Source organism: Salinivirga sp. (genome assembly GCF_055145285.1).
The window spans coordinates 17,555-32,830 of record NZ_JBSRDC010000065.1; the positions used below are offsets into that span (position 1 = coordinate 17,555).

Here is a 15,276-nt window from a genome sequence, read left to right on the forward strand (position 1 = left end):
TTATTAACCTTAAAAATCTAATAAAATGGCAATCATAGATCTTAAAAACGTAAAGAAAATATACAACGATAGCGAAGTCCCTGTTCATGCCGTTAATGGAATAAACCTCGAATTCGAAAAAGGTGAATTTGCGGCAATTGTTGGACCGTCCGGGTCTGGTAAAACAACTTTACTTAATATGCTTGGCGGTCTCGATAGTATAACCGAGGGAGAAATTACTATTGATGGCATGAGGGTTAATGACCTTAAAGGTTCAAAACTTATCAATTTCAGGTTAATGAATATTGGATTCGTTTTTCAGGCCTATAACCTTATTCCGGTGCTAACTGCACGAGAAAATATTGAGTTTATAATGGAGCTGCAAGGTCGTTCGCCCAAAGAACGTGAAAAAAGAGCTCGCGAGTTATTGGAAGCTGTGGGGTTGGGCGATCGAGCAAATAACAGGCCCAATAAATTATCGGGTGGTCAGCAGCAGCGGGTAGCAGTTGCCAGAGCACTTGCTCCTAAACCCAAATTTATTCTTGCTGATGAACCAACTGCAAACCTTGATTCTAAATCGACCGAGAACTTGTTGGATATTATGGAACGGCTGAACAAAGAAGAAAACATAACCTTCATATTCTCGACACACGATGCACGTGTGGTCAAAAAAGCCCATAGGGTTATTACTGTAGAAGATGGGAAAGTGATTAACGATGAGGTAAAAAAACAAGGCTAATAAAACATTGAATATCATTTTTTATGAATGCAAAATATTTTGTCTTACTGGCTTTTTTAATAAGTGGAGTGCACTTGCAGGCACAAGACAATTATAGTTTACCACCATACGAAATTTCAGGATATGTAAAAGATGTGCAAACAGTTTTTGTCCCCGAAGCTATGCAAGAAAGCTGGTTGAGCGACAATGCTATACATAATCGCTTAAAATTTACGTACTATCCAACAAATTGGTTAACTCTGGATGTGCAGGCAAGAAACCGGTTCATTTATGGCGATTTTGTAAAGCTATTCCCGGATTACACTAAATATGCACTTAATCAAGATTATTTTGCTGATTTAGACTGGGTTTGGTTCGAGAATGAATCTGCCGTTGGTATCTCAGAGATAGACAGGTTTAATATACAGTTTGTAAAAGATAAGTGGGAGCTTACATTAGGTCGCCAACGTATTAATTGGGGCATAAACCTGGTTTGGAACCCGAACGATGTGTTCAATACCTTCTCCTATTTCGACTTTGAGTATGAGGAACGTCCAGGAACCGATGCAGCCCGCATTAAATATTATGCAACATTAACAAGTAGTGCCGAATTGGTTTATCAGGCTGGCGATAGTATTGAGGAGATGGCGATGGCCGGATTATACCGGTTTAATAAATGGGGATACGATTTCCAGTTTTTGGGCGGATTTATGGGCGAAGATTATCTTGCCGGATTTGGATATTCCGGTCATATAGCTGGAGCTGCTTTTCGTGGCGAGTTAACATGGTTCCGGCCACGTAAAAGTATTGCTGATACTTCTTCCATAATAGTAGCTTCATTCTCAGCCGACTACACATTTTCTAATACACTTTATTTACACGGAGGTATACTGCTAAATAGTAATGGGAAATCTGGCAATGCCGGCGGAATAGGCATGTTTTCTTCTAAAAATTTATCACCTAAAACACTTAGCCGGGGCAAAGTCAATTTATTTGGGCAGGTATCTTACAATATTACCCCGCTTATTAAAGCAGGAATCAATACAATTATAAACCCACAAGATATGTCTGCCTTTGTCAGTCCATCATTAAGTGTCTCTATGTCAGATAATTTTGAATTGTCTGGTATTGGTCAACTGTTTTATGGTCAGCAGCAGACAGAATTTGGTAAAATAGGCCAAATAGCTTACTTAAGATTCAAATATAACTTTTAAGTTTTGTTAATTTTTGTATGGTTTGAGCTAAAAAGTTAAAATCTTATGGTGCTTAGTAATTTATTTTTATATTTGTCAAAGAAAGAATAGGGAACTTATAGGTATCACTTTATGAAAAAGTTGTTGATTGTTAAGACAGGATCAACGTACGATTCTATTAGAAAGAATCACGGGGATTATGAAGATATGATCATTGCTGCTTCGGGTATAACAACAAAAAAAACTGACGTTTTTGATGCCAGGGATGAGTCTTTGACTTTTCCATTGCCTGACAAATATGCCGGAATTATCATCACTGGTTCGCATGACATGCTGACATTTAATGATGATTGGATGCAAGATCTTAAAGAGTGGATTCTTACTATTACCGATACAGACACCCCAACACTGGGTATTTGTTTTGGACATCAGGCTATGGCTGAGGCTTTTGGTGGGGTGGTTGATTACCGCGACTGGGGCCCGGAGGTGGGCTACGTAAAAGTTTTGTTTGAACCTGAAGCCTATAACGATCAGTTGTTTAGTATGTTGTATGATAAATGTTCGGTTTATCAGTATCATGCGCAATCAGTGAAAGAGTTGCCGAAAAATGTAAGCTTATTAGCAACCAATAACATTGATGTTAATCAGGTTATTCGTTACAACAAACATATGTGGTCGTGCCAGTTTCACCCGGAGTTTAATAATGAAATAGTTGCAGATTACATCAACCAGAATGCCTTGCATCTTACCACCGAAGGCCTCGATCCATATGAATTGCTCACAAGGTTAGCGCCCGATGAAAGTGGTAAGAAATTGTTAAAACAGTTCATTAAGATTTGCGGACTTTAGGATTTTAATATTTTTTGCACAATATTTGTTTTGTAGTTATTCAAATATACAAATATTGAAATATATTAATAAATTACATAAACTATGAAACTGAAGTCCGAACAAATCTCGAAAACACTGATCTTACTGGTCTTAGCGCTATTCTCATTTAATGTACAGGCCCAGGAAATTAAATGGCTATCGTTTGAGGAAGCTATTGAAAAATCGAAGGAAAACCCTAAAAAAATAATCATAGACCTTTATACCGATTGGTGTAAATGGTGTAAGGTGATGGATGAGAATACCTTTGCACATCCAGTAATTGCTAAATATATTAATGAAAATTATTATGCCGTGAAGTTTGATGCCGAAGGTACCAAGCCGGTAACTTTTAAAGGGCACAAGTTTGAGAATCAAGACCGGGGCAGTAGATCTCCGCACGATTTGGCCATAGCCTTAACCGAGGGTAAACTTTCTTATCCCACCTATGTTTTTATGGATGAAAAACATCAAATTATTCACGTTCAACCCGGTTATATTAAACCAAAACAGTTCGAGCCAATGATTACATATATTGAGAAGGAACTGTATCGCCAGCAAAAACCTTTTGACAAGTTTGTCGAAAACTTTGAATCGAACATTAAATAAAAGACAGGTAATAATTATACACAAAAGAAGCTTTTTCTTATTTTGCAAGAAAAAGCTTTTTTTATGAACCTACTCGAATTAATAAGGAAGAACAGGAGTTTTCGACGTTTTGAGGAAAACGTTAAAATTGAAAAAGACCAGTTGCAGACTTTTGTTGAACATGCCAGATTAAGCGCAAGCGCCCGTAATCAGCAAAGCCTGAAGTTTTTATTGGTTAATCAGCCCGAAGATAATAAAAAACTATTCACCTTGCTTGGATGGGCTGGCTATCTCAAAGACTGGGATGGGCCGCAGGAGGGAGAGCGGCCATCGGCTTATATTGTTGTATTGCATGACAATAATATAGCCACCACCCACTTTTGCGATGAAGGCATTGCTATGCAAAGCATAACCTTAGCTGCTGCCGAGGCAGGTTTTGGATGTTGTATTATAGCCTCTGTCGACCGCAAAAAATTACGATTAATGTTTAATATTCCTGAGCATCTCGATATTTTAAATGTAGTTGCTATAGGAAAACCTGCAGAGAAAATCGTATTGGAAGAAATATCCGGAGATAATTATGAATATTGGCGCGATGAGCAAAGTATTCATCATGTTCCCAAACGTGCATTGAACGATATTTTATGGCCAAAATAATTAAAGATAAAGTATAGAGAAAGGTCGTTGTAACAGCAATTCATGTTAATAACTTGTGCACTAAATGTTAATTACTTGTGTACATCCTGTTGGTAAGTGTTGATATTTGAATGTAATTTTGAACCCAATATCATGTCCAAATAAACTACTTGATGCATGAAACTAAGAGATGGCCGCCGCTACAGGCGAAAGTACCGAAAGTCAATTTTGTTAAACGACCGGGAAATAAGTGCGTTGGAACAATATTGTGAGCGGTATAAAGTAAAGAATCAAAGTCAAATTATCAGAGAGGCTTTATTCAAAAGTATTTTACAGCACTACGATGAGGATTATCCTACATTATTCAGCAAACAGGAATTAGCAAGATTGGAGCAATAATTTATGTCAACACAAATCGACAAGGCAGCTGAAGTGATTAAAAATGCCAAACATCTGACAGCTTTTACAGGTGCCGGTATTTCAGTTGAAAGTGGTATACCTCCGTTTCGTGGCGATGATGGAATCTGGAGTAAATATGACCCCGCTATTCTCGAATTATCTACCTATCTTGAAAAACCAGAGACAGTATGGCCTGTAATACGGAAATTATTCTATAATTATTTTGTTGCAGCAAAGCCCAATAATGCACATAAAGCACTTGCATCAATGGAACGCAAGGTGATGCTTAAAGGCGTTATTACCCAGAATATAGATAATCTGCATCAGGAAGCCGGCAATACTGAAGTAATAGAGTTTCATGGTAACTCCAAAACTTTTATTTGTACCCATAACCCATCACATGTTGCATCCTCTCAAGATGTTGATTTTGAACAGCCTTATCCCAAATGTCCCAAATGCGGGCATTTAACAAAGCCATCTTTCATATTTTTTGGTGAGGTAATACCAACCGGGGCTTTCATGAAATCGGAAAAACACGCCCGGGAGTGTGATGTCATGCTGGTGATTGGATCTACAGGCGAGGTTGTTCCAGCCTCCAATATACCATGGCTGGCCAAACGAAATGGGGCCACCATTATTGAAGTGAACCCGCAACCCACAACCTTCACCTACAATATTTCTGACATCACCCTCAAAGGCAAAGCTGGTGAGGTGCTTAGTGAACTTGATGCTAAATTATAAAGGCTAAATGCATTCAAACGTTTGCGTAGTTTTTAAGCGTTTTTAATGCTAAATTTTTGATCAATTTCAATATTATTACGTACCTTTACTTTGCCAAAATTCGTGCTTTAAGCCGTAGAGTGCAAAATCAATGCTGTCGATATGGTCATTATGCCTGCAGTTATTAATGTTCGGGTATGAATAAAAACATAAGATTAATTTAATATACATTCGTTCAGGTTTTTTTACTTTGTGCGAATTTTAATATAGCAAACAGTAAATCAATAATACAATAAAATTAATTGACAGATGAAGAGAGTATTAGTCGTTACCGGAGGAGGAGATTGTCCTGGATTAAATGCCGTAATAAGAGCTATCGTGAAGAGAGCATCGCAGGAAAAAGCATGGGAAGTAGTAGGTAGTATTCAGGCATTTAATGGAATTTTGTGGGAACCCACAGAAATTAAAGTTTTGGACGAAGAGTCAGTTGCTGGTATTCATTACCGTGGCGGAACCATATTGGAAACTACCAACAAAGGAGGCCCCTTTGAGTGGCCTGTGGAGAATTCCGATGGCAGTTGGACAAGTGTAGATCGCTCCGATGAAATGATTCGCAAGATTAACTATTTGGGAATTAATGCAGTTATCAATATAGGTGGAGACGGATCTCAGCAAATCTCACAAAAGTTGTTTGAAAAAGGCCTTAATGTTATTGGTGTGCCGAAAACAATCGATAATGACCTTTCAGCTACAGATGCAACTTTCGGATTCCAAACAGCCGTGCAGGTGGCTACTGAAGCCGTTGATAAATTAGTAACTACAGCCGCAAGTCATAACCGAATATTGATTCTCGAGGTTATGGGACGCGATGCAGGTTGGATTGGCTTGCATGCTGCTGTTGCAGGTGGAGCAGACATTTGCCTGCTTCCTGAGATCCCATACGATATAAATGAAGTATTGGAAAAGGTAGAAGAGCGTTTTACCAAGGATCGCGGTTTTGCGATTATTGTAATTGCTGAGGGAGCAAAGCCAAAAGGAGGTAACGTTAGTCAAAAAGAAACCGAAGAGGTCGGATATGGCAAAAAGAAATATGGTGGAGTTGCTTCTGCTCTAAAAGAACAATTGAAAGAAGCAGGTTGTCCGCATGATATAAGAGAGACCGTTTTGGGCCACTTACAACGTGGAGGTATACCTGTGGCATATGACCGTGTTTTGGCTACACAATACGGTAGTAAAGCCTTTGAAATGGTATTAAGCGAAGACTATGGACATATGGTTTCATATCGACATCCGGATATTATTTCTGTACCACTTAAAGAAGCCATTTCGCATTATAATACCGTCGAAGAATCCAATTATCTAATGCAAGCCGCACGTGGTATAGGTATATCATTTGGTGATTAGTGTATAGCAACTTATGCTTAAAATCCAGCTACTGATCGTATTGCTTTTCTTTGCGATTGGTGTGCCCGCCCAAAAAGTAGGTTTAGTTCTAAGTGGTGGCGGAGCCAAAGGGGCTGCCCATGTAGGTGTACTTAAAGCGCTGGAAGAACATCATATACCTGTAGACTATATTACAGGCACATCTTTTGGCGCCATTGTTGGCGCCTTATATGCATCGGGCTACACGCCCGAGCAAATGGAACAACTGCTCAAATCGGAGCGGTTTCTATCCTGGGCATACGGTGAGGTTAAGGAATCCAATAAGTTTTATTACAAAAAGGGAGCCCCTGACCCATCGTGGTTCCGTTTTAAATTGCAAAAAGGTCTCGACCCCCTCAAAACACTTATACCTTCAAGCTTAATCGAAAATCATCAAATGGACCTCCGGCTCATGCAAACTTATGCAGGTGCAGCAGCAGCAGCCAATTATAACTTTGATAGTTTGATGATTCCCTTTCGGTGCGTTGCAACCGATGTTTATAATTCTAAATCTAAGGTGCTTCAGCGTGGTAGTTTATCTTCTTCAGTGCGAGCATCAATAACTTTCCCACTGGTTTTTAAACCTATTAAAATTGATAGTATTCTCTACATGGATGGAGGAATGATGAATAATTTTCCATCCGATGTAATGATTCAGGATTTTAATCCGGATGTTGTGATTGGTTCAAAGGTCGCTTTCAACTCAAGCATTCCTGACCCGGATGACATTCTTTCACAAATTGAAAACATCTTTACAATAAATACAGATTTTTCATTGCCTGATACAGCTTTATTAATAGAACCTGCCGTAAAATCTTTTGGCGTATATGATTTCGATTTAATTGATACCCTTGTTAAATTGGGCTATCAGGCCACCATAAATAAGATAGAATATATTAAGAAACTTGTAGCTCGCCGGCAGAGTCAAAAAGAACTTAAGCAGCTCAGAGTTCAATTTAAAAAGCGTATACCCCCATTAGTTTTTAATGAGGTTTATATCTCAGGAGTCAATGATAGACAAAAACAATATGTTGAGCGGATGATTAAGGCCAATCAGGATACTTTTTCGTATGAATTACTTAATCGAGAATATTTTCGGTTATTAAGTGATAATAAAATCAGAGAGTTATATCCCGAAGCCGTGTATAATCCTGCTACTGGTTACTTTGATTTATACCTCAAAGTAAGGGCTGACTATAAGTTGGGCATACAACTGGGTGGCCAAATCAATACAACCAGTAAAAATTTTGCTTATATAGGTGCATATTATAAAAAACTGGGTAAAAGGGCTTATGATTTGAGGAGCTCTCTTCATTATGGAAAAATGTACAGCTCACTTCGCGTTAAAGGCTCCGTAGATTTTCCTTATTTTAGGAATAACAAAGGTAAAAGGTTGTTTCCACTTTTTGCCGATGCATCCATAACCTACTCCAGAAGAGATTATTTTAATTCTACTAAAGAGTGGTTTTTTGAAGATGCAACTCCTTCATATATTACAAGAAGAGAATCTTATTTTCAGTTCAATATGGGAATTCCACTGGCTACAAATGGTTATATTACTGGTGGAATTACTATTGGGGCAGCTGCCGATAACTATTACCAGACAAATTTAATAAAAAGAGAAGATGACCCGGATTTAACCCGGTTCGATTATGCCAGCGGCCATGCAAAATTTGAATACAGTACCCTCAATGCCAGGCAGTTTTCGAATCGAGGGAGCTTTTTTAAGGTTTTGCTTCGTCGTGTTTATGGTAAGGAGATGTATTTTCCCGGCACTACAGCAGACTTTACCGGTTTAGTAAAAGAAGAAAAAAATCACAGTTATAACGATATTGAACTTAGCATAAAACATTATTACAAAATATCCGACCGGTTTTATGTAGGAGCTGCTTTTCAGGCGATGTATACAGAAAAAGATTTCTTTAATAATTATATAAGTACTCAATTAGCCAGCGATGAATACAAACCTTTTCCACACGCTATATTGTTTTATTTACCCAATTTCAGAAACTATTCATACGCATCTATTGGAGCCATGCCAGTGATAAATATTACAGAGAATTTCACATTACGTTTGGAAGCTTATTTGTATCAACCTTACCAAAAAATTGATTACGATTTGTATAAGCCAGTCTACAAAAAACCATTCAAACATCGTTCTTATATTGCTAACACCTCTTTGGTCTATCAAACTTTTATGGGGCCGATTTACTTGTCTCTGAGTTATCTGGACAGAGAAAACACTCCGTGGTTCATGCATTTTGGTTTTGGATTTCTGCTTTTAAACCCCAGGGGATTAGATTGACAGTACTGACGAATTTTCAACATAATGAAATTTTATTGGTATAATTAGTCATGGATCACATTCGCCCAAAAAAAATATTATATTTGTAGTTTTATGTAAATTTTGCTGTTGCTACAGCATCCAAATTAATGAAAAATGCAGGTAGCGAATTTCGTTGAAATGGTTGGTGACAGCATCCGGGAAAACTGGGAACTGGATGCATTGAGTAATTTTAAAGGGGAAACACGCTCTTTTAAAGAAACAGGAGAAGAGATTCTCAAATTTCACCAGCTATTTCGCAATTTAGAAGTTGAACAAGGTGATAAAATTGCCGTTATAGGTAAGAATAATATTAACTGGGCAGTCACTTATCTGGCCACAACTTCATACGGAGCAGTTATTGTTCCGTTACTTCAAGACTTTCATTCCAACGACATCATTCACATTTTGCAACATTCAAATGCATCTTTGCTTTTTGTTTCTGATAGTATTTATGAAAAGTTAGACCAGGAATCACTGAAAGAATTGAAAGCTATTTATAGCCTCGATGATTTAAGAGTGCTTCATACCAGTAATTGTGAGGAATGCAGTTTTAGTGACATTAAGCTTGAAAAAGAGGTAACCCCGGAGAATTTTATATTACCGGAAATTGCTGAAGATACACTTGCTGGTATTCTTTATACATCAGGAACATCTGGCTTTTCGAAGGGTGTAATGTTGCCGCACAAAAGCTTGGCTGTGAATGTGGAGTTTGGCATAAAGCACATACAATTAGAGCCGGGAATGCGCATTGTCTCTTTCCTTCCATTGGCTCACGCCTATGGTTGTGCTTTTGAATTCTTAGCCACTTTTATGATGGGTTGTCACATCAACTTTCTTGGTAAAGTACCCTCACCCCAAATTATACTTCAAGCATTTGCTCAAATTAAGCCACACTTAATTTTTGCCGTTCCACTCATTATTGAAAAAATCTATAAAAAGAAGATTAAACCGGCTATTAGTAAACCATTACCTAAATTTATGCTGCATATACCGCTTTTGAAGCGAATTGTGTATAATAAAATCAACAAGCAGGTAAGCGATGCTTTTGGCGGTAATTTCAGGGAAGTGATAATTGGTGGCGCTGCTTTTAACACGGAAGTAGAAAGGTTTTTTCGCAAATCGGGTTTCCGGTTTACTGTTGGCTATGGTATGACAGAGTTCGGGCCACTTATTAGTTACGTACCCTGGGACAAAGCACGTTTATATTCTTGCGGAAAGCCCATTCCATACGTCGAGGTGCGCATAGATTCTCCTAATCCGCGCAAAACAGCAGGAGAAATTCTTGTGCGCGGCGACAATATGATGAAAGGCTATTATAAAAACGAGGAAGCAACGGAAAACGCCATCGACCGGGAAGGCTGGCTTCATACAGGCGATCTGGGTGTAGTTGATAAAGATGGTTACATATACATCAAAGGAAGAAGCAAAAACATGATTTTAGGTGCTTCCGGGCAAAATATTTATCCTGAAGAAATTGAAGCAAGGTTAAATAATATGCCATACATACAGGAATCAATTGTTGTGGAACAGCAAGGTAAGCTGCACGCACTGATTGTGCCAGATCAGGAAATTGTTGAAGCAGAGCAGTTATCAAGGGAAAAGCTTGAACAGGAGATGGAGAATAACCAAAAACACCTCAATCATCAATTACCCGGATACATGGGTATTTCGAAAATAATTCTATTCGATAAGGAATTCGAAAAAACGCCTAAAAAAAGCATCAAGCGTTACCTTTATACAGTTAGTCAAAATTAATCTGAATCATATAAAAAAAGCGGCTGAAAATTCTCAGCCGCTTTTTTTATATTTTAATGTAATTAGAATCTAAAGCCAATTGTACCTATTATTTTTGTGTTTTCACCTTCAATCTTTCCTGCCTCGGTGTAATAATAGGGCGAATATTTGAAGTCTTCGTTCATTTTACTGTAAGCCATATCAAAGTACAACGATCCTGACCGGATGCCTATCCCTGCTGTATAACCGAGGCGATTATTATTTGCATTTGGGTAGCCACTTTGGTGAGGAGAATCATAATAAAAACCACCAGCTCTAAAAGCCAGCATATTCCATTTATACTCAATCCCCACGCGGAATGAATGGGTTGTCTCGTAAAACATATCTATGTCATTATTGGCATCGGTAAAAGTGCCTTCTTCAGAACTTATTTGTGACATAGAATAATCTGCAAACTCATAATCGACCGAAACCAATGCCGTGCGCATAACTAAAAATGATGCACCTGCCTGCAGTCTCATGGGCGAAAGGATTTCATAATCAGGTACATAATATTCTTCTGACCAGTTATTTACGGCCGGGCCCTCGGTGTATTCGATTGAAGCTTCTAAATCTTCGCTCCAGTCGTCGGTTAGTTGGAAACTTGTAGGTGTATGCAGCGAAACTCCAATTTTTGACCAGTATACAGGCGAATAAATAAAGCCAATTTTGGCATTTAATCCTACACCCCTTGTGGTAATATTCTCCTGATAATTGAAATAATTCAGTGCTATGTCATTGGTCGGTGTTTCACTATAATTAAAAGTACGGCTGTAATACACGCTTTGTATGCCAATAGTACCACCTACATAGAAATTATCATTAAAGTTGGCTGCACCGGAAATGTAGTATTCTCCTATACCGCCAGTTTCTGTTACATAGGCTTCCTGGGTTGCACCATATCCCTGCTGTAGGTAATCGTGCGTGAAGTTCCCATTTTCTTCATATACCACATCTGTTTCTCTAAAAATACCGTAATAATTCACATCATCAAGCACCATGTCGAGGAAACTGCTTTGGTTATTGTTCCCCACAAGTCCAAAAGAGCGGTTATATGTGTGAATTTGGTTGTAGCCAATGGCAAAGGTGTAGGACTTGGGCCCATCGTTATTGTCCATATTCCAAATGTTTGGTGCACTAAAAGCTACACCAAATGTGGGCATTACGGTTCTGTAATGGTGTGTTTTATTGTTGTTGCCAAGGTACATGGCATTATTACGGTTCATATTACCTGCAATTGAAAAATTAAAATCATTGCTTCTGTATAGTCCAAGTCCTGCTGGGTTAAGACTTGCAGAAGTCAGGTCCCCACCAAGGGCAGTAAATGCTCCGCCCATGGCTGTTGCCCGTGCTGATCCATCATAAGTATATCTCGATAGCATCAGTGCATCATCCGCGATTTGAGCCATTGATTGTTGTGCAATCAAGACCAGAATTATTATTGCTATTCGTTTCATTACCTTTTGTTTTATGTAAAAGTTATCTTTTTAATTTACACTTTCTGTACCTCTCTTGATTTCTGTCAAACGTACTGTTTAACAAAAGCATTATTTATTTCAGAATACGAGTTTATCGTCTTCTTGGTGACCCAGAAGATGAACTCCTTGATGAACTACCAGATGAAGATGAACTGCTTCTGCTCACATTACTTTTACTTGAAGAACTTGAGCGCACAGATGACCGGTTGCTCGTGTTGGAGCGTGAACGATTATAACTGCTTCGATTGTTGCTATTATTCCTGATTACTCTGGAATTGTGATTTTGATGCGTTGCATTATGATTGCCTGAACGTACCGTTCTTGTTCGACTCCTGTTTATATTTGACCGGCTGTTTACACCTGAACGCCTTATTTGGGGTGGAGTATTAGTAGTACGTATGTTTCGTTTCTGACGTTCATTTAATTGCAACGTTCTGTTGTTTCTAATAAGAGATTGATTCCTGTTAACATTCAAATTATTTGAATTTCTGGTTGTATTCAACGAACGGCTTGTGCCTTCTCCGGCCGGGCGCGTCAATCTAATCTCATCTTTCTGACGAGCAAGTCGCGAAGTTTGAATATTTCGCTTATCTGCAACCTCCCTGTTATTACTCTCTGTATTTGAGCCAAGGCGGCTTAAACTCGAGCTCTGAGTTGTTTCACGCTGGTCAAGCTTTTTGTTGGATGGTCTTACTTTTTCGTGCACAACCTCTTTTGTTCCAACACCTCGTGAGTCGACAGTTTTTCGTGTCTTCCCTGAGCTTCCGGGTGTAGACGAAGAATAACCAGAATATCGATTGTATCCACGTCTCCTGTCAGTATATTCCGTAATCGGGCTTCCCGAAGATCCGTAGTAATTATTATGATAGCCTGCATAATAACCATCATGAAAACCCCACCAATAGTTCCCGGGTGTATACCAGCCTGCATAATATCCTCCGTAATATCCCCCGTAATATCCTCCATAATAGGCTCCATAAGGGTAATTCCAGTTGGTACTCCATCCTAGGTGCAGACGCCAACGGCTGTTCAGGTGATTATAACCAAAACCCACGTATGGGTAATACGAACTTCCGTAGTAGGAATAATTATTGAACCAGGGGTCGCTATAATAGTATGGGTCATAAACATATACATCGTGGAACCTTTGTAACCGCGATGAATAATCCATTACCACATAATCATCGTCGTATTGATTATCCGGGTCCTGATAGCTATCGGCAAAACCATCATATGATTCTGCGTTTTTATGCTTAAGCTCATTTTTATTTTCTACTATACCCTGGGATTCTTCATTTTGATCCTCGTTAGTTACTGTTACCTTTTCTTTTTCAGGTACATAATACAAATCGTCTGAGTAGGCTGTATGCTGCGTTGTGGTACAGGCTCCCAGCGAAATGAATAAAAAACTTATTAAAATTAAACGTATCATAGTTGTCTCCTTTCTCATTAACTGTTTCCGAAAATTAAACCTTTTATTTATTTATACAAAGTTCAAGCTTGTTAAGTTTCAAATTAAGTCAATATTATGTTTCTTTGTGGTTTATTATTAAAACTAACAATAACCTACAAATATTATACAAAAATCATGGCAAAAGTACTTACCTCACGTAAAGATAACTATGCCCAGTGGTACAATGATCTGGTAATAAAGGCTGGACTGGCTGAAAACTCTGCTGTTAGAGGCTGCATGGTAATTAAACCTTACGGATATGCTATTTGGGAAAAAATGCAAGCAGAGTTGGACCGAATGTTCAAAGAAACCGGACACGAGAATGCTTATTTTCCACTTTTTATACCCAAATCGTTTTTCAGTAAGGAAGCTGACCATGTGGAAGGATTTGCAAAAGAATGTGCTGTAGTTACCCACTACAGGTTGAGAAACAATGAAAACGGGAAAGGAATCGAAGTAGATCCTGCAGCCAAGCTCGAAGAAGAATTGATTGTACGTCCTACATCAGAAACCATTATCTGGAACACCTATAAAAACTGGATTCAATCATACCGTGATTTACCTATTCTGATAAACCAATGGGCCAATGTGGTACGTTGGGAAATGCGTACACGCTTGTTTTTGCGTACTACAGAATTCCTGTGGCAGGAAGGGCATACTGCACATGCTACCCGTAAAGAGGCTGAAGAAGAAACACAGCAGATGATTGATATATACGGTGAATTTGCTCAACAATTTATGGCCTTACCCGTGATACAAGGACATAAATCAGAAGGGGAACGTTTTGCAGGCGCATTGGACACGCTCGCCATTGAAGCTCTTATGCAGGATGGTAAAGCACTCCAGGCAGGAACTTCACACTTTCTGGGACAAAATTTCGCCAAAGCTTTTGATGTAACTTTTACCGATAAAACCGGCAAACTCGATCATGTATGGGCTACTTCATGGGGCGTTTCCACCAGACTTATGGGTGCGCTAATTATGGCTCACAGCGACGACAATGGTTTGGTGTTGCCCCCAAAACTGGCACCACATCAGGTCGTAATCGTTCCTATATATAAAAACGATGAACAGTACGATACCGTTTGCGAGAAAGGTGAAGAAATAAGAAAAGCACTCCTTAAAAAAGGTATTTCTGTTAAATTCGATAAACGCGATACGCAAAAACCGGGGTGGAAATTTGCCGAATACGAATTGAAAGGTGTACCAATTCGTCTGGCACTTGGTATGCGCGATATTGAAAATGGCACAATAGAGGTTGCCCGTCGCGATACAATGGAAAAAGAGGTTATGCCTGTGGATGGATTACCCGAAAAAATATCCACGCTTTTAAATGATATTCAGGAAGGTATTTACAACAAGGCGCTCAAATTCAGAGATGAAAATATCCGCTATGTAGATACCTGGGATGAATTTGTAGATACCCTCGAAAATAAAGGGGGCTTTATTATGGCCCACTGGGATGGTACCACAGAAACTGAGGAGCGTATCCAAACTGAAACAAAAGCTAGCATACGTGTAATCCCGTTTAAAAATAAGCAAGAGGATGGAAAATGTATTTATACAGGAAAACCATCGAAACAGCGAGTACTTTTTGCGAAAGCTTATTAAAATAGATGTTGTTTCAAATAAAATAAGGGAGGTCGTTTTTTCCGTCTCCCTTTATTTATGCATAAATGGTTTTTTTCTTACATTTGTATAATCAATGGGTTATTGATAATTGG

General features: G+C 38.7%; 13 protein-coding genes. 11 read left to right on the forward strand and 2 right to left on the reverse strand.

All coding sequences use genetic code 11. The features are described 5' to 3' along the window. The first annotated feature begins 25 nt into the window (after window positions 1-25). The 10 genes from ACTB0Y_RS14085 to ACTB0Y_RS14130 all read left to right on the forward strand — a co-directional run bounded on the left by ACTB0Y_RS14085 (window position 26) and on the right by ACTB0Y_RS14130 (window position 10,603). Entirely contained in the window at window positions 26-718 is a 693-nt protein-coding gene (locus tag ACTB0Y_RS14085) for an ABC transporter ATP-binding protein (protein WP_463207474.1), read from the forward strand. 23 nt (window positions 719-741) lie between these two features. Then, window positions 742-1,911, forward strand: coding sequence for a hypothetical protein (locus ACTB0Y_RS14090; RefSeq protein WP_463207475.1), 1,170 nt, complete (start codon window positions 742-744; stop codon window positions 1,909-1,911). A gap of 111 nt (window positions 1,912-2,022) precedes the next feature. Further along, window positions 2,023-2,739: a glutamine amidotransferase gene (locus ACTB0Y_RS14095; protein ID WP_463207476.1), complete on the forward strand. Its 717-nt coding sequence runs from the start codon at window positions 2,023-2,025 to the stop codon at window positions 2,737-2,739. 84 nt (window positions 2,740-2,823) lie between these two features. After that, a complete protein-coding gene (locus ACTB0Y_RS14100; protein ID WP_463207477.1) occupies window positions 2,824-3,366 on the forward strand; it encodes a thioredoxin family protein in 543 nt (180 codons plus the stop codon). 63 nt (window positions 3,367-3,429) lie between these two features. Further along, window positions 3,430-4,002, forward strand: coding sequence for a nitroreductase family protein (locus ACTB0Y_RS14105; RefSeq protein ID WP_463207478.1), 573 nt, complete (start codon window positions 3,430-3,432; stop codon window positions 4,000-4,002). A 156-nt stretch (window positions 4,003-4,158) separates the two neighbouring features. Continuing rightward, complete coding sequence (locus tag ACTB0Y_RS14110; protein ID WP_463207479.1) at window positions 4,159-4,380, forward strand: hypothetical protein; 222 nt, start codon at window positions 4,159-4,161, stop codon at window positions 4,378-4,380. A 3-nt stretch (window positions 4,381-4,383) separates the two neighbouring features. Next, window positions 4,384-5,121 carry an SIR2 family NAD-dependent protein deacylase gene (locus ACTB0Y_RS14115; RefSeq protein WP_463207480.1) on the forward strand — a complete coding sequence of 246 codons (738 nt, stop codon included), beginning with the start codon at window positions 4,384-4,386 and terminating at the stop codon, window positions 5,119-5,121. Window positions 5,122-5,409: 288 nt separating this feature from the next. Beyond that, window positions 5,410-6,504: a 6-phosphofructokinase gene (locus tag ACTB0Y_RS14120; protein ID WP_463207481.1), complete on the forward strand. Its 1,095-nt coding sequence runs from the start codon at window positions 5,410-5,412 to the stop codon at window positions 6,502-6,504. A gap of 13 nt (window positions 6,505-6,517) precedes the next feature. After that, window positions 6,518-8,827, forward strand: coding sequence for a patatin-like phospholipase family protein (locus tag ACTB0Y_RS14125; protein WP_463207482.1), 2,310 nt, complete (start codon window positions 6,518-6,520; stop codon window positions 8,825-8,827). Window positions 8,828-8,962: 135 nt separating this feature from the next. Beyond that, a complete protein-coding gene (locus ACTB0Y_RS14130; RefSeq protein ID WP_463207483.1) occupies window positions 8,963-10,603 on the forward strand; it encodes an AMP-binding protein in 1,641 nt (546 codons plus the stop codon). A gap of 62 nt (window positions 10,604-10,665) precedes the next feature. Here the strand turns inward: ACTB0Y_RS14130 and ACTB0Y_RS14135 are convergent, their stop codons facing one another. Then, window positions 10,666-12,078 (reverse strand): OmpP1/FadL family transporter, encoded by a 1,413-nt coding sequence (locus tag ACTB0Y_RS14135; protein ID WP_463207484.1) that lies wholly within the window; start codon window positions 12,076-12,078, stop codon window positions 10,666-10,668. Between the two features lie 112 nt (window positions 12,079-12,190). Next, a complete protein-coding gene (locus ACTB0Y_RS14140) occupies window positions 12,191-13,531 on the reverse strand; it encodes a hypothetical protein (protein WP_463207485.1) in 1,341 nt (446 codons plus the stop codon). Between the two features lie 156 nt (window positions 13,532-13,687). On the opposite strand from ACTB0Y_RS14140, the gene proS reads away from it, so the two are divergent. Beyond that, a complete protein-coding gene (proS, locus tag ACTB0Y_RS14145; RefSeq protein WP_463207486.1) occupies window positions 13,688-15,163 on the forward strand; it encodes a proline--tRNA ligase in 1,476 nt (491 codons plus the stop codon). Window positions 15,164-15,276 lie beyond the last annotated feature (113 nt).